Below are 24,665 nucleotides of genomic sequence, written 5' to 3'. Positions count from 1 at the left end.
AGGCTGCCGCGGGTCGCCTGGGCGGCGTTGAGGGCGTCGGTGACGAGCTCGGTGCGCATGTGGTCGGCGACGGCTCAGCCGGCCAGGCGGCGCGAGTAGCAGTCGATCACGGTGGCCAGGTAGAGGTTGTTGCCGTCGGCAAGTGGCAGGTAGGTGATGTCCCCGACGTAGATGAGGTTCGGGGCCTCGGCGGTGAAGTCGCGTTTCAGCAGGTCGGGCACCTTGCGATCGGCCGGCTCGGGGATCGTGGTCTTCACCCGCCGCTTGCGCTGGTAGCCGCGGATGCCGTTCTCGCGCATGACGCGGGCGACCCGCTTGTGGTTCACCCGCTCGTGAGCGGGAGCGCCGTCGTTGAGCTCCGCGGTCACCCGCGGCGCACCGACGGTGTTGTCCTCGCCGTGAACGGCCTTGATCCGTCCGGCGAGCTGCGCGTCCGCGGCGGCTCGCGCCTGTCTGGCGGGGGCTGCCTTGAGCCAGGCGTAGTACGACGATCGCTCGATCTCGACGAGCTCACACAACCGCTTCACACTCCGGTCAGCGCAGGAGGTGGCACAGTGGTCGGCGACGAACTGGAAGCGGGTCACCAGCGCGTCTCCCCGGCGAAATACTTGGCCGCCTGGCGCAGGATCTCTCGCTCGGTGCTGAGTTTGGTCTTCTCCGCGCGCAGCGCGGCGTTCTCGGCCTCGAGACGGGCGATCTTCTGCTCCGGCGTCTCAGGCCCTGAGAGTGGCTGCGAGCCGCTACCTTGGCTGCTCGCGCGGCGGGTGGTCGTGGTCCCGTCGGCGGTTGTCTGCTTGCCCGTACCGTACTGGTCGACCCAACGCTTCAGGGTCGCCCGTTCGACCCCGAGATCAGCCGCGATGCCCTTCAGCGTCGCGCCCGGGGTGGACTCGAACAAGTCGACGGCCTGCCGACGGAACTGCTCGGAGTAGTTCTTGCGGGCCATGGTCAGGATCATCTCGCTTACCCCAGCAACTGCTGGAATCAGCGTGTCCAACAACCAGGGTCAAGGCCCGGCCAAGCTCCCGCACGCTCGCACCAGCCGCCGGAGGCGCTCCAGTGGGCGTATACGTTCTGTCGAGCTTGCAGGCCGATCAGCGCGAGAGACCGCGGCGGCTGGGTGCGGCGGGTCGGGCGGGTGGGCGAGCGAGGTCCTGTTCGCGGATGCGGCCGATCGCGGGTGACTGAGGGGCGTGGCGGATGAGTTGGCAGCCGACGGGGAAGTGGTCCGCGCCTGGTGCGCGGACCACCTCGACGTCGCGGGCGACCAGGTCGGGGGTGGAGAACAGGCGGTCGATCGAGCGGCCGTCCGGGGTGGTGACCGGGGGTGGGTCGCCGAACGCGTCGACCAGGCCGAGGGGCTCGCCGAAGACGTCGCGTGGGTTCGGCATGTTCAGGTCGCCCGCGACGACCGCCCGGCGGACGCCGCGCGCCGCCAGCTCCTCCCGCAGGTACGCCGTGAGCTCCGTCCCGTACTCCCGCCCCGCGCCTTCCTGGTATGTGTACTCGACACCGGCGGCGCTTCGGAACATGTGGATCGGACACACCTGACCGCCCACCAGATCGACCTCACCGAGCCATCCGAGATCGGCACGCGCGACCAGGAAGCCCTTCGGATGCGGGTCCATCGGCTCACCGGTCCGCCAGTGCAGGAAGTCGATCGACGGGTCCGGCAGGTCGATCCGCTCCAGCTCGGTCAACGGGTACGCCGACGCGATCCCCACTCCCAGTCGTGCCACACCGGGGATGTGCGATTCCGAGAACCCGTGCCGCGCGTAGTACGCCTCGCGGCCCGGCATCGCGGCGGCGGCCAGCCACTCGAGCTGGTCGCCGTCCGGGTCGAGCTCGGTCACGATCAGCACGTCCGGTCGCAGCCCCGCGAGCGCGTACCCGAAATCCGCCGTCCGGTCGGCGTCGTCGTACCCGTCCGGGCCGACCAGGCGGCCGCCCGCGATGTTGGCGAACGCGATCGAGATCATTCGTAGATCACCAGCTCCGGACGGGGTTTCAGTGCCATCACCTGCGCGGGCGTCATCCGGGTCGGACACTCGACGAGATGGTGCGTCAGCAATATCCAGCGCCAACCGCGCGGCAGCCCCGGGTGCTGGTGGGGGCGTGGGGCTGAGACCACACTGGAGCTTGCGGCAGTGGGTGGCTAAACCGGCCGCTGTCGGCCTGTCAGTGATGCAGCGTATGTGTGGCCCATGTGACTTGCTCGTCGACGAGGTAGGAGCCCGATTGCAACCATGACCGGTCAGCGCCCGCCTGCGAGTTCATTGAGGCGGTGAGCTGCCATGTGGTCACGAGCGCAGACCTATTCATGGCCGATCACACCACGGCCCGGTGCTGGACCTCGGACATCAGTGGTCCTGTGGGCCACGTGTACCGCTTGGCGGCGCCGGTAGCGACTCTGCGAGCCTTACGAGAGATGCGCTCTTTGACAAAGGCTCCGCCGGCCCCCGAGAGCACAAGTCGGCGGGGGTTGTCGTCGGCTCGCACCAGCTGGACAATCCCGCGGTGCCTTCCGAGGCTGATGCATTGAATTGCGTAGCCGAAACGGAACGGCTGAGGCTCCCCACCATTGCTGACGCGGATGATGTTGTCCGCCACGTGCGCACCCATCGGCTCAGCAGCCGCGCAGCTCCACCGGTGCCCAGTGGCCGCAATGTCGCCTGCTGTCCACAACCCCAGTCCGAACGACAACGTGTCGTCGGGCGCAGACAACCCGTTGATCGAGGGTGCCGCGAAGCCTGTGCAGTCGACAATCAGATCCGGCGTTGGAAGCCCAATCATCAAGTCGGTCACCGTGATGCCGGCCGATTTCAGATGTCTGCTCGCCTTGCGACGCGCTCGCACGCTGACACGCGGTAACAGCCCGGCAGGGTCGATGAGAGTGATGCGCAGGTCTGGGCGTTGCTCGGCAAGCTCCGCTGCCAGTTCGACGCCGGTGTGTCCAGCGCCATTGATCTGGACTACCGATCCGGGGGCCAGCCCTTCGAGCTCGGTGCGCACTTGACGACTTGACTCGAGGTTGGTGACGCCAGCGCCTAGTCCGCTCCCCGCGGCGACGACTATATGGTCCGCAGTGAGCTCCCTGCCGTCGAGCAGTATGACTTTTCCGGGAAGGACGGTCACCGCTGACCCGACGATATGGACAGCGTCGGAAGGCAGCACGCTGTGCAGCACTGGGGCGACCTGTTCCTCGGTGCAGGTACCGGCCGCGAACTGATGGAGCCGGATTCGATCGACGAACCTGTCACTCGGCGCGACGACGGTGACCTCGGCCTTGCCGGCAAACCGGTGTGCGGCGGTCAGACCAGCGTAGCCGGCGCCGACGATGATCACCCGAGGTCTTCGGTCTGGCTGAGCAGGCACGGAAGGTCCTTTCATAACTGCGTACAACTTCAAATGGGTCGAGCGACCGGCGCGTCGGCATTCGTCGGTGCATGCCGCGCACTGGGCCCTTGTGGAACTCTCCTCCAAGTACGCGTGACATCGCGGCGATCGGATGATCAGCGACGGCTAGCCGCGGGCATTGCAGGTCTGAAACGAGGGCCGATCCGGAACTCTGCACAACCTGATACTCCGTGCGCTGCGGTACCCCGGGCATCAGCAAGATCGCCGGTCCGCGCGAGCACGCTAACTCCGACTGACAACTGAATCGCGGACGCCGTCAGAGAGCGGCTTTGTGCGCTAAGACTTCGTGAGTCGACGCGTGAACTGACTTAGAGGCGGTACGCGATTGTCAACGGGCAGGGCCAGTACGACGAGCAGCCGTGCCATGGGGCGTGGCTGCTCCGTCTGCTCACGTAGATCGGCCGGCCCGTTCACGAGTAGCGCCCGACATGTCACGACGCTGTACCCGCCAGCACGCCCGTAGTGAGAGTCGCACGCGTTGGCATTCGCAACATAGGTAGCGTCACCACACGCTGTTCGAGCGGATCAGCGCGTGAATCCAGACTCTTGCTCGAAGCAACCAGCCATAGGCCTCTGGGTCGGCGTCCGAATGTCCCATTTTGTAGGCATTGCGCTGGCACGCAGACATCGTCGATCCAGCGTCAAACGGCTCGCGACCTCGGGTCGCTACGCAGCCTGCGCGCTGGTCGTCGACGGCGGCATCTTCCCGGCACGACTTCGTCGCATCGACCGTCGTTCAGGCGCTCATGCAGGTCCAGCTCGAGACGAATATTCTGGTGTTCTCAGCCGTGCTGACCGCCATCATTTCCACGACCACGACGAGCATCGCTCGTTCTTGATGCGCCACTTCGCCGTCAACGGCGAGGAACTCGCAGACGTGACCGCGAAGTCACTCACTGCCACAGTTTGACCCCGACCCAACCGACGGCATCGGTAGCGCGACGACGCCTACCCACAGCCCGCTCGCCTCCACAGCCGCCGAAAGCTGGCCCGCACCCGCCGAAGGCCCAAACATGGCAACGGCGGTGCGTGAACCATCGGCGGCCCACTGTGGCCGTTCGCTACCTATTCCCTGGCCAGCCCTTGGGATGGCCCCCGCGACCCGCTGGCCTTGCTGGCTGCCGGCGGTTGCTTCGGACCGTGTGAAGGCGTCTCGGTGTCGACGCCGTACGTTCCCGAGAAGGCCTGCACCTGTTTCGCGATCTTCACATGCTTGATCGCCGCTTGGATAGCTGCCTTGCCGATGCTCGCGCCGGTAGGGACATCAGCGTCGGGTCTGGGATTCTGTCGCGCCTCGTCAAGCCGCTGGTCAACGCCCGACAGTTCGAAGGTGGCCGCCGCACGCATGGTGTCCTCGACAGCGCCGATCCGGTCCTCCCTGTGCGGATCGTTCGTTCCTACGCCCGTCGCGCCATTCCCTGGCGGTCCGTCGTACAGCATCTCGGCGGCTTTGCGCAGAGTTTGATCCGCCGGCAGTTCGGGGTCTGACAATTTCGTCACGACCTCGCGGTGGCTCTGGCCAGTATGTTCGGTGAGGCCGCCGACAAGCGACCGGGCGGCCTCCGCCGCCGGGTCCCGCGAGTCGCGATCGACGTACAGCTGATTTAGTCCGGTCCGCAGAACCCAGTCGGTTCGTGAATGTGCTGCCAAGTCGCTATGTTGGTCGAAGAGTTGTGTACCCGTGAATACCCGAGAGTTTGGCGACAGCTGGTGCCAGGTGGCATTCGCACGGCTGAATCGGATCGCCTCTGTGAGTTCAGCGGGATGCCGCTGCCGGTCGACCATCTCCGCGAACGCCGGCGGCTGCGAGGCAACGTTGCTGGTCATCCGACCGGCAACCGAAGCCCAGCCGGGATCGACACCATCCAGCCGGGAGGCCAACTCAGCGTTGGACACGCCCGAGCGATCGGCGCGTTCGACCTCAACCGCCAGCCGTCGTTCGAAGCTGTCTCTCGGTCCTGCTTGGGGCGCCCAGTTCTGCACACGCAAATTGCGCACAACAACGCGGACCAGCCCTGCCAACTGTGCAAGTGACTGTTGCACCTCACCGAATACTTCTGCTTGCACATCTGACATATGTACACCTCGCCTCTCTTGGTGTCGTGTCTTAACGCTCGACGCGGAATGGCTCGGTTCAGCGCATCAGTAGCGAGCCGTCCACTCGGTCCGTGACCTCCCCCGGCTGCAGAAGGGAATCAGGTCTGGTTGGCAGATCAGCTCGATGCTTGGTACGTCGGCAGGCTCGGGAATCTCCACGATGGCGTCCATCAACGCCGCTCCATAATGGCCGTGGCCTTGTGGCTGATCGGTGTGCATGCAGCGCCACCGTGGGCTGCGTCCCTCGCGTTGATGGTCAACACAGCCATTGCATCGTGCTTCCAGCTGCGGATCGCACGCCGGGTGACCGACATTCGGTCAGCTACCCGGGCCGTCTGGAGGGCATCGGTGTGGATAGCGGCAGGTTTCTGCGCCTTGGCCTTCGTGCCGTTGCTGCCCAAGCCGGCGGTCGCCGCTTTCGTCTTCATGGTGGTCGTAGCCGCGCTGCTCCACGCGGTGGGCGACATGCTCCGCTCTGCCGGCCGATAAGAGATCATCATGAGCATGGCTGAACCGGCCAGGCCGGGGGAGTACCAAAGGCACCGCAGCCTTCCTGGTCGACGGCTGCCGCGCCGTCGCCCCGCAGGTGGTCACACTGACCTTGGTGGAGCATGGATCCAGCGGCATGCGGTCCTGATCCTCTCCTTCGTCCTGGCAGCCGGCTCCGTCCGTATCGTCATCCCTCGAAGCACCTGTCACCGTCAGAAATCGGAGATGAGCAGCTGAGCAGCGAGGCCGATGATCACGCAGGCAGAGGCGAGTGACGTGATCAGTCGGCCGTAGCGTCCGGTCAGCACGCGGCCGAGCAGCGCGCCACCGCCGGCCAGCAGCAATTGCCAGCTGGCGGAAGCTGCGAACGCCGCCACGACGAAGACCATGCTCTGCCAGTGGCTCGCTGCGATGACGCTCGGGTTGGCCAGTACGAGCGCGGCGAAGTAGATCACGGTGATCGGATTCATCATCGTGATCGCCAGGAGACCGAAGTACGCCCGTACCGGACTCATCAGTGCGTTCTCCGGCGCGGCGGCAACCTGCCGCGTGCGGAACTCGCGGAGGGCGGACGTAACGCCTCGGAACGCCAGAGTGACGAGTACGCCGGCCGACACCAAATGCAGTGAAGTCGTGAGCGGTTCGATCAGCGGTACAAGGGCTGAACCTCCGATCATGGATATCAGGGCATACAGGCCGTCCGCGGTCGCTACGCCCAGCGCGGCACATGCGCCGATCCGCAGGGTGGTTCGCGCTGTGAGGCCTACGAGGTAGGTGCCGACGGCTCCCACTGGAATGGCGATGCCGTACCCGGCCACGAGCCCCGCCACGACCGCCGCCCTCACAGGCTGTGCGGCGTCGACGTCAGGGGCGAGTCGGACGGATGACACCATCGGATCACGACACTCATGCTGTGATCGAACCCCAGCCGCACGAGTCAGCGCATCCGCGAACTTGCCGGTCCGGTCAGCTCGTACGGGAAATAGCTGACACCGTTCTTCTCGAGCAACCGCACCGTCACTTCGGCCTTGGTCGTGCCCTTCAGGATGTCGTCACGTCGATGCGCCCCTGCGAGTCGTGGGTTGACCCAGACGCTGGGCAACTGGTCCGTCGCGTCCCGCTCCCAGACGACTCGGCCGTCGAGAAGTACTTGCTTGGCGTGATGCGGAGCCGCGCCGCCGTCTTGTCCATCCGTCTCCCGGAAAGACAGTTCGTAACGCGGCGCATTGGGGTCGGCAGTCACGATCTGTGTGGCAGCCGCGGCCCCGCCCGCATGCTTCGGCGACCACGCGGGGAGATGCAGGCTCAGCCGGCCGTCTCCCCACATCCCCCCGCGACGCAGGTCGTGTACATTGTCGCCGACAACGGGCTCCCGTAGGCTCGTCGATGTCGAGCTGTACCTGCCCCAGTCCTGGACCTCCGATGTCGACCGATGCGCCGCGGCCGGGATACCCATCGACGTGGAGTTCGCGACCAAACCACAACTGGCGCTGCGCGTGGCCGACCACCTTCTGGCCGCTGGAATCCTGCCGGGTGGATCAGCGCCGGCAAGCCTACGGCGACAACTCTGGGCAGCGAAGCGCCTTGGAAGAACGCGGCCTGAACTATGTGATGGCCGTGTCCTGCGACACCCAGATCCCCACACCGAAGGCAAGACCCGCGCCGACGCCGTGGCCAAGCAGATACCACACCGCGGCTGGCAGACCCTGTCGGCCGGCAACGGCAGCAAGGGCGAACGCCTCTACCAGTGGGCCTACACCAGCGTCAGCCGCGGCACCAGCACCACCGCCGGCGGCGACGAGTGCGGGCAGCCGCAGCCAGGACATCATCGGTGGCTGCTCATCCGCCACAACCCGCACACTGGCGAACTGGCCTAGTTCCTGTGCCACGCCACCCGGCCGGTCAACCTGCACACCCTGGTCCGGGTTGCCGGCACCCGCTAGCGGATCGAGGAAACTCCCAGGTCGGGAAAGGGTGCGCCGGCCTACCGAGCACCAGGTCCGCACCCTGGGTCTCCTGGCACCGCTGGACCACTCTGGCCATGCTCGCCCACGCCTTCCTCGCCGGCACCGCCGCACACCAGCGATCACGAACATCCACCACCGAAACTGACACCACCACCGATAACGCGAAGATTCCCCTCACCTGCGACGAAGTCCGCCACGTCAGGGCAGCCCTCACCCGACCCACCACACCCCAGACCACATCGCCGGATGGCACCGATACCGCCGACGCCACCAACACCGAGCCCGACCCTGCCACTACCGCACGCGAGCAACGAGATCACGATCTGCGGCTGTAATACTAGGCAACGACTTTGCCAGGCCCTGACCCGGCAGGCGTGGGGAGCCGCAAAGAAGGCGGTTCCCCCACCCAGAATCCGACCGAGTCTCACAAGTCCCGACTAGCGGCCGATCCCCTCACGCCCACGCCAGGCGATGTAGTCCTCCACTCGCGCGCTCTCAAGGGCTTCTTTCCTCTCCTCCGGAGTCCTCACGTCAGCAGCTTTCGTCGCTGGCGGAGTCCCCACGTCCGCAGCTTTCATCGCCCGCGCAGTCTCCGCTGCAGCCTTCGCTTTTTGATCTTCCTCTTTGGTTGCCAATTCTCTTTCCTCCGTCTAGAGAACTCTCTTCAATATCTACCTGAGAGATTTGGACCGCGGGTTGCTTGTCTTGCCGCGATGTATACGCCTGGCGGGAATCGTCAGTTCACGGCGGAGTTGCACGCCGCTGCCCCGATACACGCCCTACAGACATCACGATGCGTGACCTTAGGCATCTGACCGCGCTGCGGCATCTGCAACATCGCCGGTGGCCCGCCCAGCGACTGCCCAGCAGATGACCCGGCAACCCAGCCAGCACCCCGGCCATCTGTCAACGGTGGGTAAAAACCGGACCTCTCTGCGGCGGTTGAAAGTGAACCGCCCTGCTGGTTTGTCATGGTTGGTTGCCGGTCAGTGTGGGGATCCGGCCGAGGTTGCGGTCTTTGAGGGGTGGGAGTCGCCTTTGAGGGCGATGACGTCGGCGTGGTGGACGACTCGGAGCGGCAGGCCCAGGGACTGAAGGCGCGCCGCCGCGTCGAGAACCAGCGCCTCCCCGTCGACACCCGCGGTCGATGATCGCGGCGGCGCGGTGTCGTCTCCGAAGACTTCGCACCAGCGGCCGAACTCTTTGTTGCTGGTCACGATCAGGGATGCTCGTTCGTAGCGTGACGAGGTGAGTTGGTAGAAGAGGTTGGCGGCTTCGTGTTCGAAGGGGAGGTAGCCGACTTAGTCGATGACCAGTGGTGGGTAGCGGCCTAGGCGGCGGAGTTGGTCTTGGAGCCGGTCTGTGGTGTGGGTTTCGGCAAGTCGGGCGACCCATTCGGCGGCGGTGGAACAGGACGCGGTGACCGGCTTGGTCAGCCCTCGAACCCGCGAGACCCAGACATACTTCGGCGCCGTGTCTCGCGCCAGTGCACGAACCAGCGTTCCGCGAGATCCCCAGCTCACGCGCGATCGCCTTGATAGCCTTGCCCTCCGAACTGTGCAGCCGACGGATCTCAGCTCGACAACAGACCACGCTACCAGCGCCAATCCCGGCCTCCTGAGTCAACGACGCCCACGAAAACGTCGAACACAGACTGGCCGAACACGGCGAGCGTCAACCATCAGGTGGCACACGACTGTCAAGCATCACCCGTCACAGGACAATCCGTCCAGGCTGGCTCTTGCCGAATCTGGCTCCTATGGATCAAGGCGCGCGGCGCGGCGTGCGCGTGCGGCCTTTGGCCGTTCACCGCCGCGCCCGCTCTCGGTGTCTTTCTGAGAGCCAACAACATCGCCTCCGGCGGGGCCTCACGACTCCGGGATGACCGGCCCGAATCGGCCGGCTATCTGGGTGGGTGGTCAGGGTGTGTTTTCCCGTCTGCCGCTCAGCCCAGTCGGGACATGTCAGGAGCCACCAGAGGGGCCAAGATCGTTCGTCCAGTAGGGCGCTCCACCTTGGCCAGCCCCTCTGGCGCCTCCTGATCGCGCTACGCGTGGGCTGAACGGCAGGCGGGAAGACACAGGTTGAGCGATGTGGCTGTCGACCCAGAACACGATCTGCCAGACTGACCGGATGACTGCACGGTTGAAAGGCAGACGGCTTCGCGCGGAAGCGGCGATCAACGGCATCACCGCTTGGGCCCAATTGCAGACAGACGCACGGGGGCTCGCCTTGATTGGCTCGTACGCATACGGTCGACCCCGCATGGCGAGCGACGTGGACATCGTCTTGGTTACGGCGAACAGGGAGCGCCACATCAGCGGGATGGAGTGGGCTGGTTCGATCGACCGCAGGCCTCGATTGATCCGCTGCCAGGAATGGGGTCCGCTCACGGAGCGGAGGGCCCGGCTCAGCAGCGGGCTTGTTGTTGAGTTAGGGGTCGTCACCGGGGAGTGGCTTTCGGCTCCGCTAGACCCAGGAACGGCGAAGGTCCTTCGGGACGGTTGCCGCGTTCTGCATGACCCGGAGAATCTATTCGGTCGCGCCCTCCGGGAGGTGCGAGATCCCCGCACAACCTAGTGCTCCTGCTAACAGCCTTGCTGACACCGTGCACGGAGCGGCCCAGACAACGGTGGACGATGGGCCAGATGAACCAACCCGGGTTTGATGCACACCTCCTTCGTTGGGAAGGTGGCACTCATGCCGAGGAAGTACGACGAGCAGACCCGGGCCAAGGCGGTGCGGTTGGTGACTGAGCACCGTGGCGACTATGCCAGTGAGTGGGAGGCGATCAGCACGGTCGCGGGCCGGCTGGGAATGACGCCGGAGACGCTGCGCCGGTGGGTTCGCCAGGCAGCGGTCGACGCCGGTGAGGTTGATGGGGTGTCGACGGCGCAGGTGCGGGAGATCCGGGAGTTGAAGCGGAAGAACGCCGAGCTGGAGCAGACGATCGAGATCTTGAAGGCGGCGACGAGTTTCTTCGTGCGGGAGAGCGACCCGCGACAGCGGTGATCTGCCGGTTCATCGCCGAGCACAGGGCTCGGTTCGGGGTCGCTCCGATCTGTGCTGCGCTGTCCGCGCACGGCTGCCAGATCGCTCCGAGAACCTACTACGCCTGGGCCCGGCGAGCGCCGTCGAAACGTGGCTTGTGGGAGTTGGCGGTGACCGAGGTGCTGGCCGGGTACTACGAACCCGACGAGCACGGCCGCCGTAAGCCTGAGTCGCTGTACGGAAGCTTGAAGATGTGGGCCCCCCTGCACCGTGAGGGCTTTGAGGTGGCGCGCTGCACCGTTGAGCGGCTGATGAAGGCGAACGGGTGGCGTGGTGCGAGTAGAACCAAGAAGATCCGCACCACGACACCAGACCCCTCCGCGACCCGGGCTCCGGACCTGGTCGAGCGGCAGTTCCGGGTTCCGGCACCGAACCGGCTGCTGGTCGCCGACTTCACCTACGTGCGGCTGGCGGGCGGCGGGTTCGCCTACACGGCTTTCGTCATCGATGCCTTCGCCGGACGGATCGTTGGCTGGGAGTGCTCGACGTTCAAGCACACCGCATTCGTCGAACGTGCCATCGCCCAAGCCGCAGCACTCCGCGCGAGGCAGGGCAATCCTCTGAATACCCCGCAAAACAAGGCGATTCACCACTCGGACGCAGGATCGCCCAATATACTTCGGTGCACCTCACTGAGACCCTGCACCTGCATGGTCTCAGCCCGTCGATCGGGTCGGTCGGCGACTCCTACGTCACTCAGTCCACCATGATGGTCGTTGGGCGACGGATCGCACACTTGACTCGAGCTTGCGGGGCGGGGTGCGAACGGCCTGACCCGGCCTACGACTGGCGGAACTTGCCTGCCAACGCGTTGATCTGTCGGCCAGCGATCCGTCGCCCACTTCCGCGAACACTGGACTTCGTCGTGACCCAATAGGGGCCTTGCCTCAGCACCTTGAGTGTCCTGTCCGACACCTGTCCCGGGCTCGCTCATGCACGACGACTCGAGAGGTACCACATGTCGGTGCACGACCACGGCGTCCTGGGTATCGACACCCACAAGCTGACCCATGTCGCCGTCGTCCTGGACGGTCTGGGGCGACACCAAGCCACGTTGACGTTCGCCGCCAGCGATGCCGGCGCAGCCGAGCTGCTGACCTGGAGTAGGAGGTTCGGCTCACCGCTCACCGCTGGTGTTGAGGGGACGGGCAGCTATGGCTACCAGCTGACCCGGGCTTTGCAGGCTGCGGGCCTGTCTGTCTTCGAGGTCAACCGTCCCGACCGCGCGAACCGTCGACGCAAGGGCAAGAGCGATCCCGTCGATGCCGAAGCGGCCGCGCGCTCCGTGCTGGCAGGGCAGGCAACCGCGGTCCCGAAGAACCGCGAAGGAGCCGTGGAAGCCCTGCGTGCGTTGACGATTGCCCGCAACAGTGCCGTGAAGGCCACGACCACAGCGAGCCACCAGATCAAGGCTCTGCTGGTCGGTGCCGACCAGCAACTGCGCGACCAGGTGATCGTCCAGAGCCTGCTGCAGATAGCCACTCGGTGCAGTGAGCTCGCACCCATCGATGGCCAGCACGCGGCACTCGCCAGCCTTGGCCGGCGCTGGCTCCAGCTCCACCAAGAAGTCCTCCAGCTCGACACGATGATCCGGGCCCTCATCCGCCGTACTGCTCCCGACCTGATCCGTCGGCCCGGCATCGGCATCCACACCGCCGCGCAACTGCTGATCACCGCAGGCGGGAACCCCGAACGGCTCCACAGCGACGCCGCCTTTGCGGCGCTTTGTGGCGTCAGCCCAGTCCAGGCCAGCAGCGGACAGACACACCGACACCGGCTGAACCGCGGTGGCGACCGCGCCGCCAACAACGCGCTGTGGACCATCGCCAACAACCGCATGATCCACGACCAGCGGACCCGCGACTTCGCCGAACGGCGACGCAGCACCGGCGACACCCTGCGCGTCCTCAAGCGCTACATCGCCCGCGAAACCTTCGCCATCATCCGAGCCGCGCTCGAAACCACAGGCGACCTCCAGCAAGCCGCTTGACATAGGGGCCTCAACGCGATGGCCGAGACCACCATCGGGCTCTACAAGACCGAATGCATCCGCGACGACTCACCGTTCCGGCGCGGACAACTGACCGGCCTCGGCAACCTCGAGGCCATCACCGCCGACTGGGTCCACTGGTACAACACCAGCCGGCTCATGCACCGCCTCGACCGACGCCCACCCGCCGAAGCCGAGGCCGATTACTATGCACAAACCCGAGACGACCAATCGGTCGCACTCACATAACCGAGGGCGCATCAAACCCGGGACGGTTCAGCTGCGACAGTGGCTGGCTCGGTCAGTCTGGTTCTGACGTCTCCGCGGGGGCGTCTGGGACTGGGGAGGCCGGGATTGGCGCTGGTTGTCTTGTCGGTGGTTGAGCAACGTCTTGACGCGGTTCGTGCGGTGCTTGCCAGGGCGGATGTCATCGAGGTTGCCGCGCAGGTTGGGGTGCACCGGGCCATGCTGCATCGCTGGATCGCTCGGTATCTGACTGAGCAGTTGGCTGGTCTGGCGGATCGTTCTCGTCGTCCGCACGTGTCGCCTGCTGAGGTGGCTGAGGCGGTGGAGGTTGCGGTTGCGGAGATGCGTAGAGAGCATCCGCGGTGGGGGTCGCGGCGGATCCGGTTGGAGATGCTGCGCAGGCCTGGTCCGTGGTCGAACGAAGTGCTGGTGGTGCCGTCGGAGCGCACCATCGACCGCATTCTGGTTCGGCATGGCCTGTTGCGGTCTCGCCCTCGCAAGCGACCGAGGGACTCGTATGTGTGGTTCGAACGGCCGGGACCGATGCAGCTGTGGCAGATGGACATCGTCGGCGGCATCCAGCTGGTCAACCCCGCCACTGGCGAGTTGCGTGGGGCCAAGGTCGTCACCGCGGTCGACGACCATTCTCGGTACTGCGTGATCGCGAAGGTGGTGGAGCGGGCGACTGCTCGGGCGGTGTGTTTGGCGCTGGCTGAGGCGCTGGTGCGGTTCGGGGTGCCGGAGGAGATCATCACTGACAACGGCAAGCAGTTCACCGACCAGGCCTGGACTGATGCCCGAGTCGCACCGCGCCACTGTGCGGGAGCAACTAATCGTCCGTCACGCGCCAACTTCGCCGAACGCCACATCGACGCTGAGCGAGCGGTGGCCGGCCTGGATCACGAACTCAACCGAATCGAGCGCCAGTACAGAAGCCAGCCCGTGCGATCCGAGCATCAGGCCCGCCCACCAGTCTCGGTGCAGCAAGCGGTTCATCAAGTGGTTCACGAGGTCGCGCAACCGTTCGACTTTGGGCGTTTGCGCGCCATGATGGGTGGTCAAGCAGCGGCGGCCGCCGCGATCAAGCCATCGGCCGGCCCAGCGACAACTCGCAGGCAGACCACGGCGGCCGGTCCGGCAACCAACACCCCGGCAACCAACACCCCGGCAGGCCGCAACCCGATGGTCGCAAGCCACCGCAGACACTGCAGCGCGATTGTGCGGCCGGCTCCTCAGGAAGGCTCGCCGTAGATTGCGCGGAAGTCTTCCAGCGTGCCCTGGTAGTACTCGAGGTCGTCGTACAGCTTGGCTCGTGTCAGTAGATGCGGGTTTTCTGCGCGGGCACGCTGGCCGAACTCGGACCAGACAGCCACGTCCGGTACCTCGTCGGCGTCGTCCGGCAAGAACTTGAGGGCCTCGACGACGGCGTCGACGGCGAACTCCCAGGAGAGTTCGACGGCATCGCGATCCTCTTCCGGGTGCCCCCGGTAAGCCATGTCCGCCTCGAGCGCCAGCCGGGCGTACGTCGCGGCGACGACGGCCCACTGGGCGGCGTCGATCAGCTCCGAAACGCCCAGCCCGAAGCGCGAGTCGATGAATCGGGCCGCGCGCTCCGAGGCGTACGCGATCGCGATGTCGCCGGCGGTGGAGGTCAGCGTCCACCCGTCCTCGCCGTCGATCAGGTTCGCCCCCGGCTCGATCGGCGCGGGGCGGGTGGCCGGCACGGGCGTGTCGGAGGCTGTCGTCAGGCTCACGTAGACCTGTGCCTCGGCCAGGGTCCTTGCCGTCAGCATCGTCTATCTCGCTCCCGTGTCTCGGACCAGATCGTGGTAGGCGTCCCGAACCACCATGAGTCGCTCGAGGCGGAACCTGCCGGGCTCGGCATCCCGGATCGCCCGGCCCTCGGGGGTCCAGAACTCCTCGTCCGGTACGGCGTCCTGCCCGCCGGGGACGAACTTGATCACCTCGTCGACAGCGGCCCGGGCGAGGGCAAGCACCCTAGCGGCCTCGGCCGGAGCGGTCGGCACGACCGCGGCGGCCTGGTCTGCGACATCCATCCATTGGCCGGGATCCAGCAGTTCTGACGGCTCCGGACCGCCGAACGTCGGCCAGCCGACGGCCGCGGTATCGCGGGCCGGGAGACCGAACAAGTACTCGCGCTCTGCCTCACAGCCAGGGCAGACGGCGGCGTAGCTGATGACCAACTCGCCGTGTTCCTCGGCGAGACCGTGCTCCCACGGTGCGTCCACCGAACCGCAGTCGGGGCAGGGATGCAGCTCCAGGTAAAGGTGCGCTTCGTCTCTGGTGCGCGCCACGGCAAACGCCATATCGTCCTCCTCGTCCTCGATCGCGGTCATGGGGCCCCCAGCGACGGCCCGTGCGTAGTCGGCGTGATCGTCCATCCGCCCGTTATGGGGTGGGGCTGCGGTGGAACCTCAGGCGCTTTGGTGAACGCTCTGACGGTCGTGGCGTAGTCCAGCCCCTTCAGCATGCTTGTAGGTACGCCGTTCTGCTCGAGCTCAGCGGCAACTTTCGTGCTGAAGCTCCCTCCGCGTTCGGAGGTGTTGTAGAGCTTCCGCAGATCGACTCTTCCTTCGGCCATCTTCACCATCGTCGGGTGCAGCTTGGCGAACGCGGCGGCGAAGCCGCCGTCGTCCACGCCCTCCATCCCGCCGGGGAACGCCACATAGCGCCGATCGCAACCGTCGGCTTCCCGCACGGCCAGCACGACCGTTCTCCCCTCCAGCTTCGCCTTCAACAGAGCGTCCAGCAAAGGCTGATAGGGCTGGTACACCTCTTGACCTGAGGCGTCCTGGGCATACTCGGTCGCGCGCATGTCCGGCTTTCCCAGCTTGGTCCGTACGGCGGGAAGCCGACCACCGTTCTGCGCCAGATCGAGCGGATCACCGGTCTCCATCTGGCGGAGACGCTCGAGGTACTCATGCTTCAGCATGGTCACGAAGTACTGTGCCTTCGCGGCGCCCGGCAGATGCGTTGTCCGCTCGATCTCCAGCTTGCCGCGACCCTTGTCCGTCTGTTGGTGGACTGTGATGTCGTAGACGACCGGGATCCGCACGGTGACGACGTCGCCGTTCTCGAACTTGGTGTTCTCCAGGCGGGTTCCGCGTCCGCTGGAGGACTGCTCCTTGACCTGGTCGCCGACCGAGCCGCTGACGGAGATGATGCCGCCACTGGAACCTACGCTGACGGTGGGCGGCAGCAGATAGTTCCCGGTCGTGGAGGAGCTGGTGGTCTTCTGACCCCGTTCGACAGTCCCTGTCTGCGCGTCTGGCAGCGGATCGTCATCGTCGAGGTTCCACCCGAGCGGTGTGGCGTGGATTACCACGGACCGCGTGGTTTGTCCGTTGCCGCGAGCCGTCATCGGCTCCATCCGGAAGCCGTTCTTACTGGTCAGCGCCTTGAAATTCGACTTCAACGCGGTCTCCATCAGCTGAGTCTCGATCGCGAGCTGGTTCTCGAGCACGCCGGCTTCCCCGAGCTCCTCGGGTTGACTGAGATGACTGCAGAGTCGGTTGAACAGCTGGTTGGTCGGCTTGTCACCTTTGCCGTACGTGAAGACCTGTTCGGCGACGGCGCTCGCTGGCCACTCGAACGCTCGGTGTTCGGGGATGCCCTCGGGGACGGCCTGCTGGTCGTCAACAGTCGGCGCGTCGCGGATCAGCTTCCGAGGGACCAGCGTGGTCATCATGGTGCGCAGTTGCCGCGGCTCGGAGACGGTGGTCACGATCGCTGGATCGATTCGCTTGCTCCACCACTTGCCGCTGGCCAACTCCGCCGCGCCTGGGTTGTGCAGCCGGATCACCTCGGTGGTGAAGACGACCTCTTGCCTGACCTTCGCCATGTCGAAGTGTCCGGTTCGGTCGAGAGTGGTGTTCTGCCGACCGCTGCCGGAAGTGACCTGGCGGACCCGGCTGGTCGCGACGCCGCCGGTCAGCGTACCGCCTTCGCTGTTGCTTTGCTCGATCTCCAGGCCGAACGAATACGCCGTACTCTGGCTGATCGATCGCCCCTCCTCTTCGTACTTGTAGTTCTGCCGCAGGCCGATCGTGTCGACCTTGGAGATCTCGGGGACATCGTCGATCATGATCGGTCCCACCCCGCGGGCTTTCGTCCGGAGCAGCAGGACGTCGGGTCGCTGCTGGCCGTCGACCGGAAGCTCGATCGCGGTGAGATACCCCCGCTGGCCGAACATGTTGTCGAGCGGGCCTCGGTAGCTGTCCCTTCCGAGATCGACTTGTAGCGCTGGTTCGAGCAGCGGATTGGCTGCCCGGTGGCCTGGCGCCAGTTCGTCGATCTGCGGTCGGAAAAGGTTGAGCAGCTCGACGCGCGCATGCGGATCATCAAGGGGGGCAATCGAGTCCACCTGGCTCGCGGCGAGTCCGTGCTGCCACCGATCCGGCATGCCGACAGCTCGTTGTCGGGTGACTGCATCCTGTGCTCTGACCAGGGTGTCCTGGAGCCGCTCTTGAGGGGTTGAGGCTGTCGACTCGGCGATGCCGGACTGTGCCCGCACCATATCGGTGAGTTGTACCGCGCGGTCGTCGGTGGTCGCATCGGTCTTCTCGAACTCGTACCGACGCTCGAAACCGACTGCTGTGCGCGGCTCGAGGTCGAGCTTCTCGGCTCGATACCGCTCATCCACGTCGGCCAGGACAGCTGGCGGAAGGTCGAGAACTCCGCTGCCGTACAGTTCCAGTGCTCGGCGTTCGGGCATCGCACTCTGAGCCAGCGCGTCGTCGAGAGGCACGGTCTGCATGACGCGGTCACCCTGCATGATGTCGGCGACGAGTTCGTAGCGCTCGATGAACTCATAATGCTTGCCGAGGTGGACAGCCAGCCGCTCCTCGCCCGTCGTCTGGCCGCTCGTCGTCAACTGCGAGGTGCCGGTGGTCCGTCCGATCGCCTCCGACGTCGATAGTGACGAGTCGTCGCCATCGACCGGGCCGCCGCGAGAGCCCCCGATCCCGGTGGACGTCGAGGTGCCGGATGTGAAGCCGACGTTGTGCATGGTGAAGTTGATGTCGCCCGTGTTCTGCTCGCTGATTGCGGCGAAGGTCTTGCTGACCGCCTCGCCGCGAATCACCACCTTCAGTTGCTGCGGCAGTAGGGTGCGGTCTTGCAGCGCCTGCGCCGGATTGGCCGGTGGAGGCGTGATCACCATCGGCAGCTGGTAGCTGCCGTTCCTCCAGTCGGGGTGAGCGACGAGGCTGTCCGGGGCGAGCAGCGTATGCAGCTGCAGCAGGGCACTCGTGTCGGAACGAATCTCCGGCACCGCCGCGAAGATGCGGTCGGCCGGATTGCCGGCGTCGACGGCGACCAGCATCGAGCGGTCGATCGCGGCCGTGTGCGGCTTCTTCGGCTGCGCCTCGAACACCGGCGCCTCGGCCCGGGTCAGGGCGCTGTCGTAGGCCAGCGTCATCCGGCCGGTGACATCGGCCAGCAGCTCCGAGTCACCCTTGTCGGTGACTTTGGCGAAGGTGATCCGGATACCCTGCCGAAGCTTGTCGACCGGCCCCGTGCTCTCGTGCAGTGTCACCCGGTTGACTCGGCGGCCGGCCGACCAGCCGAAGTTGCGCGCTACCGCGGTGCGGCTGAGCCTGGCGCCAAGCTTGCCGACCCAACGCGCAATGCCCTTGGGCAGATCGTCGACACCGACACCGACGGACAGCGGTACTGAGGTCGACCTGCCGGACATTCGCTGCGTGGCGTCGGAGGCGATTCCGAGCCGTACCACGTAGTCGTCGGTGCTGGTGCCCAGCGGTTCGACGTCGTCGAAGTCCTGCGTGACTGCTAGCCGGAACGGGTGGTAACGAGGCGCGTGACCGGTTCGCTGGTCGATCAGCTCCACGATCAGACCGCCCTGACAGGCCTGATTGATGCCCGCTTCGATCCGGGGGGCATTGATCTGCTGGATGATCCGGTCGTAGTTCGCCAGCTGTCCGGCGCGCAGCCGCTGATCCGACGGCAGCGCGTCGATCCGAGGCTGGTAATCGTCATCGAGCGGCGGCACCAAGCCCATCGTGCTCAACGCGGTCAGTGCCTGCCTCTGGGCGTCCTCGGCACCTTCGAGATCCTGGACCAGGGACTTACCCGGGCCGCGTAACTGGTTCTCGCCGGTACCGTGCCAAGGCGGCAGGAACTGCGGCCCGGTCGGCGGTGCCGCATCGCCCTTCAGCAGCGCCCGGCCGTCCTGACCGGGCTTGATCGTCCCATCCTCCGCACGCAGTACGGCGTTCTTGTCGACCGGTCCACCAGCCCGCAGCAGGTCGTTCTCCGGCAACCGCAACCGGGCGTTGCAGGTATCGGTGACAACGACTGGAGCCGCTTCGGGGTCGGAGAGCTTGCGGAGAGTCGCCGTCACTCTGAGGTCGACGACGGCCCCTTGAGTCCGGCCCATGTAGCGGTGCACGACCGGCGTGATCGAGGTTGCGCTGAGGTCCTGCCCGCCGGAGCTGGAGGTTCGGCGTCCGGCGGAGACACCTGGCGAGATGTCCACATGCGACGACCCCACATCGCTCAGCGCTGTCGGAGTCGGCAGATGACCTGACGCCGGCTGCCCGGCGATCGCCGCGCCTGGGTAGGCCAGGGCCACCGAGCCGGAGCGCGATGTGGTGACCACTTGACTCGCGCTGACGCCCGCGAACTCGACCTGCACCTCCTCCTGTCCCATCTCCACACTGGACTCGCCGCGCAGCTCAACAGTGCTCCAGATGGGCTCGACCTCGACTGTGAGCTCGTACTCGGATTCGCCGGCCACCGGGATGGGCAGGCTGAGTCCGCCGGGCTTGGCCATGTCGGGCAGCAGACGGTAGGAATCCTCTGTGATGAGCCCACTGATGTAGTCGTAGCCAATCCGGTCGATGGGGCCTAGGTTGGCGCGCGCCTGTGAGACCAGGCGGTCCGTGATGCCCTGCACGCCGCTGATCCTGGTGACTGTGTGCCGGGGAAAGGTCTTGCTCAGGTCCGACTCGCGACCGAGCTGCTTCAACGTCACTGTCTCGGTCGCTGCCTTCACGACGTACGGGCTGGCCACCCAGATCAGCTGCTGTCCGGCATCGACCGTCTCGACGGCGCTCCAGGGCCCGGTGGCCGAGGTTCGGACCTCGATCTCCCACTGACCCCGCCCCGTGTACAGGAAGCCCTCACCCCGGTGGACGTCGACCCGCCCGTGCTGGAAGTGGGCGCTGGCACCGGCGGTCTCGGCGAGGCTTCGGCTCGATGAACTGTCGAAGCGGGGTGAGACCACATGTGACGTGACCTGAACATGACTGCCTACAGGCGCCATCGCCATGAGTGGCTGCAGGTTGAGGCTGGCGTTGGCGCGGGAGACGTGGGTGGCTGTTGTGGCGATGCCCTGGCCGCCTTCGCCGAGGGTGCCCCTCAGGAGTTCGCCCAGCTCGTAGTCGCGGCCGGGCACCTCGGTCAGATCACCGACCTTCATCCGCAGCCGAACCTGGCAGATGGTGGTGACGTCGTCGTCCGGACTACCGCCGACTGTGACGACCACGCCGTCAGGCGAGAACAGCCGACGGTACTCGGCATGCGGCACCGGGGGCGGTGCTTCCGCTTCGATGCGCACTCTGCTGCCGCGCGCGGCCAGCATTCTGTTCATGTCGTCGACCGGCGCGTACAGCCGACGACCGGTCGGAACTCCAGTCTCCAGATCGTCGACAGGCAGCGCTTGGTTGCGGCTCGCCTCATAGGCCTCGGCCTTCTGAGCTGCCTGGCGGGCCAGTTCGACGATCTGCGTTCGCGGCCGGTCCGGGTCGGTGATGGCCGCATCGAGCTCGTCGAGGAGTGCATGGTGGGCGGCCAGCGCCTGCCCGGCATCGGAGGCCGCATTCTGATAGGCGTTCGAGAGCTCGACATGCCGCCTTCCCTTGTTCCGCTCTGAATCAGTTCCTTTGGAGGTGGCCTCCTCGGCGCACGTCGCCTTGATGTCGGCCTGGCTCTCGAGGTCCGATACGGCGGCCTGCAGGGTCGCGATCTGAGCGACGAGCTGCCGGCGTAGCTGACCAGGGGTGTGCGGAGCCGGGGTGGCCCGTCGACGAGCCTCGTCGGCGGCGATGCCTTGGAGAGCCGCGCGCGGCGAGTAGATCGAGTCCTGAGCCCAGGGGAGATCCGGACTGCTCCCGCTTCTGCGCTTGATCGTCGCTGCGAGGCCCCGGAGATCACCCTCGATGTGCTCCAGGTCTCGCGGTCCGCGCGACCGGCCGTAGGCGAGTGTCTCTTCCCGGGCCTGATGCCAGTCCTTGGCCAGCAGGCGGTAGGCGGCATAGTCCGCGTCGAGTCGGCGATCGCGCCGCTCGTGACTGAACACCGAACGCAGCCTGCCAAGGATGCCCTTCGGACGTCCGGCCTTCGCCGCTTCGAGCTGTTGGGTCATCTGGGACAGTTGATGAACCCAGACCTGGCGAAGCTGGGCATCGGGCAGTTTGGGCGAGATCCGCAGCACATGCGGATCGTGCGCCGTACCAGTGCGGAGCCGAGCCTGGGCGATCAGTCCGCGGAACGGGGGCGCGATCTCGACCTGGATGTACTGCGGAGCTTCGCTTGCAGTCGTCGCGATGACGGCCAGTCCGGTCTGCGGGTCGATGGTCGGTCGGTCGGTGAACGAGGAACCCAGGTCGGACGGGCGGAGCGTCGCGACGGTTGCGAGCGCGGTGCTCTTGTCAAGCTCGGGAGCTGCGCTCGGCCTGCCACCGGCGATCAGTCCAGTGCCCCTGACCTCCCGCGTGAGCGTCTGACGGGTCGAGGCCGGCCGGTGGCGACCTACCACCTCTGGTCGTTGCCGTTCCCCCTGACCATGGTCGGTCGCGAAGAGAAGCTGAGCCTGACGGTTGATCTGCTGGGAGGCGGTCACGACCTGGGAGGTCATGACCGGCCTAGGTCCGCCAGGTAACGAAGCCAGCCGGGCGGCAGCCTCTTCGGACTCCTGTGCCGCCTCCTCGAGCGCGACGCGGAGCATCACCTCAGCCTCGGCCCGCTGGGTTTGGCTCAGCCCGTCAACGTGCAGCAGTCGATCCAGCGCGGCGGTTGCGCCATCGGGCCCGGACTCGTCGCGGGCTTCGGCGATCTCCGTGCCCAGTATGGCGACAGCCTCGGCCAGCATCCGCTCATCACGCGCGTGGTCGGCAGCCCGGCGGCGCAACCGGTCGTCCAGCGCCCTGACGACGTGAGCCGGTAGGACGCCCTGCCGGCCGCCCAGGCTCACCCGACCGTCGCGCAGTGGCACGGCGGACGGTGAAACGATCCCAAGGGCGGCAGCGATCGTCGAGCGGGCACGAGTTGCCGCATCGGGCACCGAGATCGCCGAAGTCATCAGCGTACCCACCCCCGGTTATCGGGGTGTCCACCGATGCGACCGGTCGGAAACGCCGAGCGAGACCTGTTCTGCTCCGCTGCTGCCGTCGCCGACGGAGGGGTCACCATCGCCGGAACCAATGCGGCAAGGTTGATCGGACAGCACCGCGATATGGCATCGACAACCTCCCACCCTGATACCCTCCGGCCGAGACTCGTTGGGGCATCACCCGAGCCGACCGTAGGTCGGTCCGACGATTGGTGGCATCGGCGAAATCGCCAGTCGTGCGCCGCGGTTCACAGCTGTGTATGAGGATCGCCACGCCTGATCAGCTGCCGGAAGTCCAGGGGCGCGGGGCAGCGCACCGGCAGAGCTTGAGATGATGTTGGATTGCCCTACCGTCGTCGTCGTGAGTCAACATGGCAGCCGCCTCCGGATATGTCGGACCACGAGCGCAAGCGGTGGACGGAGTTGCAGGAGCACTGCGCAAAGAAGTTGTTGTCCGAAAAGTACGATCTGCCGATGCCACTGAATCTCAAGCGCCGTCCGGCGCATCGGAAGGCAACGACCCTGAATAGCCCGGGCTCGGGACGTGATCGGTCTGCGTTCCCTATGGGCGATAGGCCAGCCGCTCAAGGTTCGACCGCCCTCTCGACTGGCGAAGTTGCCGATGCCAGCGGTCGTCGCTCCTCCTTATGGTTCAGGCGCTTGATGATCGACTTGGGGGTCTCGATTGGAGATTCCACGGTGTCGGCGATGGCTGTTGTTTCGGGCGTCGTCGAGCAGCGCGTCGTCGCCGTGGATGAAAGTAGTGCGTACCACTCGAGTTCTGAGAGTTGATCTCGACGCGGGATCGCCGGAGCGGTTTCCGGCTGCTGGCCACGGCCTGACCCTCCCATGTGGGGCCGTGTAGGTTCCGGGGTGCTATTCCACAGCGCCCCGGAACCGCTCAGGGATCCGACTGCCCCGTGATACCGGGTGCTCAATTTTGCTCAAGGCAACCGGTCGGAGCGGCGCAAGACGGCTCACCGCCGGACAGCCGACCCGACCGGGCGCCAGTTGAGTCCCTGATAGTGGTGTAGCGCGGTCGCCGAACTCGTCGTGGACGAGGAAGCGGTCACTGCGTGATGCTTCGAGTCAACCGGGCCCTCCCTCATCGGATCCGCGATAGCGCGACGTTGCCTGACCATTCGTGGGCAGCCCGGTCCATGCGGATCGGGCATTCGCGCGAGGTGCATCCACCGGTGAGCTTGGAGTCGAGGGTGGTGGCACTGACCACGGGTCCGGCTGCTTCGTCGCGGTTCATCGTTGACGCGCGGACCCGCGACTATCGGGTGCTGCCCGCTGACCGGCGAGAACCTGGCGAGTAGCGGTACGACGGCTTGGCCGACTCGGTGGGACGCTCGGCTGGTCGGGGCCCGGGAGCTACGCCGGAGGGCCGCCAATCGGCACAAGCGTGGAGGGTCCTCCAAAGATAAGGCCGCATGTGCTCCGGCAGCTCCCAGTAGGCCGGCACGCCGAGGTGATCAGCGAGAGCATTCATCGCCGATATCAGTCTGACATTCACAGCGAGGAGTGCGGGCTTTGTGTCGACCGGCCGACCGGTGTCCTTGATCCACTGCAACCCGTCCTGGCGACATGCTTTGGATAGATGTCGCCAGGTAGAGCGCGAGTGAGGGTGTCGCAACGTGCGCGCTGACCGCCTCCACGTGCAGATGTTCTCGTCGAGCCAGGGACTCGCTTCACTCGCTGCAGCTCAGAACGAGCTTCGCCTCTCCACCCGGACGCTTCAGGACCTGGCTGCGGAACGACTGCACAGAGTCCGGTCAAGTCCCTTGGAGGTGGTGCACTGCTGCAGGATCCTCGGACTGTCTTTCGGCGGTCTGCACTGATAGATCCTCGGTTTCGATCTCAGGGTGAGTGTTGGTGAGGCTGATCAGGCGAGCCCGCGACGGCCTCGAGCCCGTACGACCATCAACTGCCGACCTCGGGCCTTACCCCCGGTTCGTGGACACGGTGGTGGATTTACGCCGCTGACGGGAGCGTAGCGGGGTAGAGGGTTTCGTAGGTGTTCGGGGATTGG

The 24,665-nt window shown here is 66.0% G+C and carries 15 protein-coding genes and 5 pseudogenes; 9 read left to right on the top strand and 11 right to left on the bottom strand.

Annotated elements, in window-relative coordinates:
* The 7 genes and pseudogenes from EV651_RS40820 to EV651_RS40785 all read right to left on the bottom strand — a co-directional run.
* A pseudogene (locus tag EV651_RS40820) lies at positions 1-946 on the bottom strand (IS3 family transposase); the annotation flags it as partial.
* Positions 947-1,094: 148 nt separating this feature from the next.
* The gene (locus tag EV651_RS40815) at positions 1,095-1,979 is read right to left on the bottom strand and encodes an endonuclease/exonuclease/phosphatase family protein (protein ID WP_133791559.1); all 885 of its coding nucleotides are present in this window, start codon (positions 1,977-1,979) and stop codon (positions 1,095-1,097) included.
* A 349-nt stretch (positions 1,980-2,328) separates the two neighbouring features.
* A complete protein-coding gene (locus tag EV651_RS40810) occupies positions 2,329-3,345 on the bottom strand; it encodes an NAD(P)/FAD-dependent oxidoreductase (RefSeq protein ID WP_166658950.1) in 1,017 nt (338 codons plus the stop codon).
* Positions 3,346-4,482: 1,137 nt separating this feature from the next.
* Entirely contained in the window at positions 4,483-5,493 is a 1,011-nt protein-coding gene (locus tag EV651_RS40800; protein ID WP_133791556.1) for a hypothetical protein, read from the bottom strand.
* A gap of 191 nt (positions 5,494-5,684) precedes the next feature.
* Positions 5,685-6,020, bottom strand: coding sequence for a hypothetical protein (locus tag EV651_RS40795; protein WP_133791554.1), 336 nt, complete (start codon positions 6,018-6,020; stop codon positions 5,685-5,687).
* Positions 6,021-6,215: 195 nt separating this feature from the next.
* On the bottom strand, positions 6,216-6,896 hold the full coding sequence (locus EV651_RS40790; protein WP_133791552.1) for a LysE family transporter: 681 nt from the start codon (positions 6,894-6,896) through the stop codon (positions 6,216-6,218).
* A 44-nt stretch (positions 6,897-6,940) separates the two neighbouring features.
* Positions 6,941-7,246 (bottom strand): hypothetical protein, encoded by a 306-nt coding sequence (locus EV651_RS40785; protein WP_133791550.1) that lies wholly within the window; start codon positions 7,244-7,246, stop codon positions 6,941-6,943.
* 7 nt (positions 7,247-7,253) lie between these two features.
* Here EV651_RS40785 and EV651_RS43490 point away from each other — a divergent pair.
* The 4 genes and pseudogenes from EV651_RS43490 to EV651_RS43165 all read left to right on the top strand — a co-directional run.
* A pseudogene (locus tag EV651_RS43490) lies at positions 7,254-7,517 on the top strand (transposase); the annotation flags it as partial.
* A 156-nt stretch (positions 7,518-7,673) separates the two neighbouring features.
* Entirely contained in the window at positions 7,674-7,880 is a 207-nt protein-coding gene (locus EV651_RS42870; protein WP_238157543.1) for a hypothetical protein, read from the top strand.
* 164 nt (positions 7,881-8,044) lie between these two features.
* A complete protein-coding gene (locus EV651_RS42120) occupies positions 8,045-8,305 on the top strand; it encodes a hypothetical protein (protein WP_202870755.1) in 261 nt (86 codons plus the stop codon).
* A 690-nt stretch (positions 8,306-8,995) separates the two neighbouring features.
* Positions 8,996-9,121: a hypothetical protein gene (locus tag EV651_RS43165; RefSeq protein ID WP_305000135.1), complete on the top strand. Its 126-nt coding sequence runs from the start codon at positions 8,996-8,998 to the stop codon at positions 9,119-9,121.
* Positions 9,122-9,145: 24 nt separating this feature from the next.
* Here EV651_RS43165 and EV651_RS43485 read toward each other — a convergent pair.
* Positions 9,146-9,259, bottom strand: a pseudogene (locus EV651_RS43485) (ATP-binding protein); the annotation flags it as partial.
* Between the two features lie 802 nt (positions 9,260-10,061).
* Between EV651_RS43485 and EV651_RS43480 the strand changes: the two are divergent.
* From EV651_RS43480 to EV651_RS42115, 5 genes and pseudogenes are all read left to right on the top strand, one after another.
* Positions 10,062-10,550 (top strand): nucleotidyltransferase domain-containing protein, encoded by a 489-nt coding sequence (locus EV651_RS43480; protein WP_370354211.1) that lies wholly within the window; start codon positions 10,062-10,064, stop codon positions 10,548-10,550.
* A gap of 120 nt (positions 10,551-10,670) precedes the next feature.
* Positions 10,671-11,712: pseudogene (locus EV651_RS40765) on the top strand (IS3 family transposase); the annotation flags it as partial.
* 267 nt (positions 11,713-11,979) lie between these two features.
* Complete coding sequence (locus EV651_RS40760; protein ID WP_133791546.1) at positions 11,980-13,011, top strand: IS110 family transposase; 1,032 nt, start codon at positions 11,980-11,982, stop codon at positions 13,009-13,011.
* Between the two features lie 12 nt (positions 13,012-13,023).
* Positions 13,024-13,260: pseudogene (locus EV651_RS40755) on the top strand (IS3 family transposase); the annotation flags it as partial.
* Positions 13,261-13,365: 105 nt separating this feature from the next.
* Entirely contained in the window at positions 13,366-14,508 is a 1,143-nt protein-coding gene (locus tag EV651_RS42115) for a DDE-type integrase/transposase/recombinase (RefSeq protein ID WP_202870753.1), read from the top strand.
* Here the strand turns inward: EV651_RS42115 and EV651_RS40745 are convergent.
* The 3 genes from EV651_RS40745 to EV651_RS40735 are packed head-to-tail and all read right to left on the bottom strand — an operon-like array spanning position 14,490 to position 22,600.
* Entirely contained in the window at positions 14,490-15,050 is a 561-nt protein-coding gene (locus EV651_RS40745) for a hypothetical protein (protein ID WP_133791544.1), read from the bottom strand. The genes EV651_RS42115 and EV651_RS40745 overlap by 19 nt on opposite strands.
* Before the next feature lie 3 nt (positions 15,051-15,053).
* A complete protein-coding gene (locus EV651_RS40740; RefSeq protein ID WP_238157542.1) occupies positions 15,054-15,614 on the bottom strand; it encodes a hypothetical protein in 561 nt (186 codons plus the stop codon).
* The gene (locus tag EV651_RS40735; RefSeq protein ID WP_133791542.1) at positions 15,611-22,600 is read right to left on the bottom strand and encodes a hypothetical protein; all 6,990 of its coding nucleotides are present in this window, start codon (positions 22,598-22,600) and stop codon (positions 15,611-15,613) included. Before EV651_RS40735 ends, EV651_RS40740 begins: the two co-directional genes overlap by 4 nt.
* Positions 22,601-24,665: the final 2,065 nt, after the last annotated feature.

The sequence above is a fragment of the Kribbella sp. VKM Ac-2571 genome, from assembly GCF_004362255.1.
Lineage (GTDB): Bacteria > Actinomycetota > Actinomycetes > Propionibacteriales > Kribbellaceae > Kribbella > Kribbella pratensis.
The sequence above is the reverse complement of the archived record's forward strand: the minus strand, read 5'-3'. Positions and strand labels throughout refer to the sequence as shown.

Bases quoted from the DNA above. Each gene is read 5' to 3' on its own strand.
- EV651_RS40815 (WP_133791559.1), bottom strand. From the start codon at position 1,979: ATGATCTCGATCGCGTTCGCCAACATCGCGGGCGGCCGCCTGGTCGGC.
- EV651_RS40800 (WP_133791556.1), bottom strand. From the start codon at position 5,493: ATGTCAGATGTGCAAGCAGAAGTATTCGGTGAGGTGCAACAGTCACTT.
- EV651_RS40795 (WP_133791554.1), bottom strand. From the start codon at position 6,020: ATGCTCATGATGATCTCTTATCGGCCGGCAGAGCGGAGCATGTCGCCC.
- EV651_RS40790 (WP_133791552.1), bottom strand. From the start codon at position 6,896: ATGGTGTCATCCGTCCGACTCGCCCCTGACGTCGACGCCGCACAGCCT.
- EV651_RS42120 (WP_202870755.1), top strand. From the start codon at position 8,045: ATGCTCGCCCACGCCTTCCTCGCCGGCACCGCCGCACACCAGCGATCA.
- EV651_RS43480 (WP_370354211.1), top strand. From the start codon at position 10,062: ATGTGGCTGTCGACCCAGAACACGATCTGCCAGACTGACCGGATGACT.
- EV651_RS40760 (WP_133791546.1), top strand. From the start codon at position 11,980: ATGTCGGTGCACGACCACGGCGTCCTGGGTATCGACACCCACAAGCTG.
- EV651_RS40745 (WP_133791544.1), bottom strand. From the start codon at position 15,050: ATGCTGACGGCAAGGACCCTGGCCGAGGCACAGGTCTACGTGAGCCTG.
- EV651_RS40740 (WP_238157542.1), bottom strand. From the start codon at position 15,614: ATGACCGCGATCGAGGACGAGGAGGACGATATGGCGTTTGCCGTGGCG.
- EV651_RS40735 (WP_133791542.1), bottom strand. From the start codon at position 22,600: ATGACTTCGGCGATCTCGGTGCCCGATGCGGCAACTCGTGCCCGCTCG.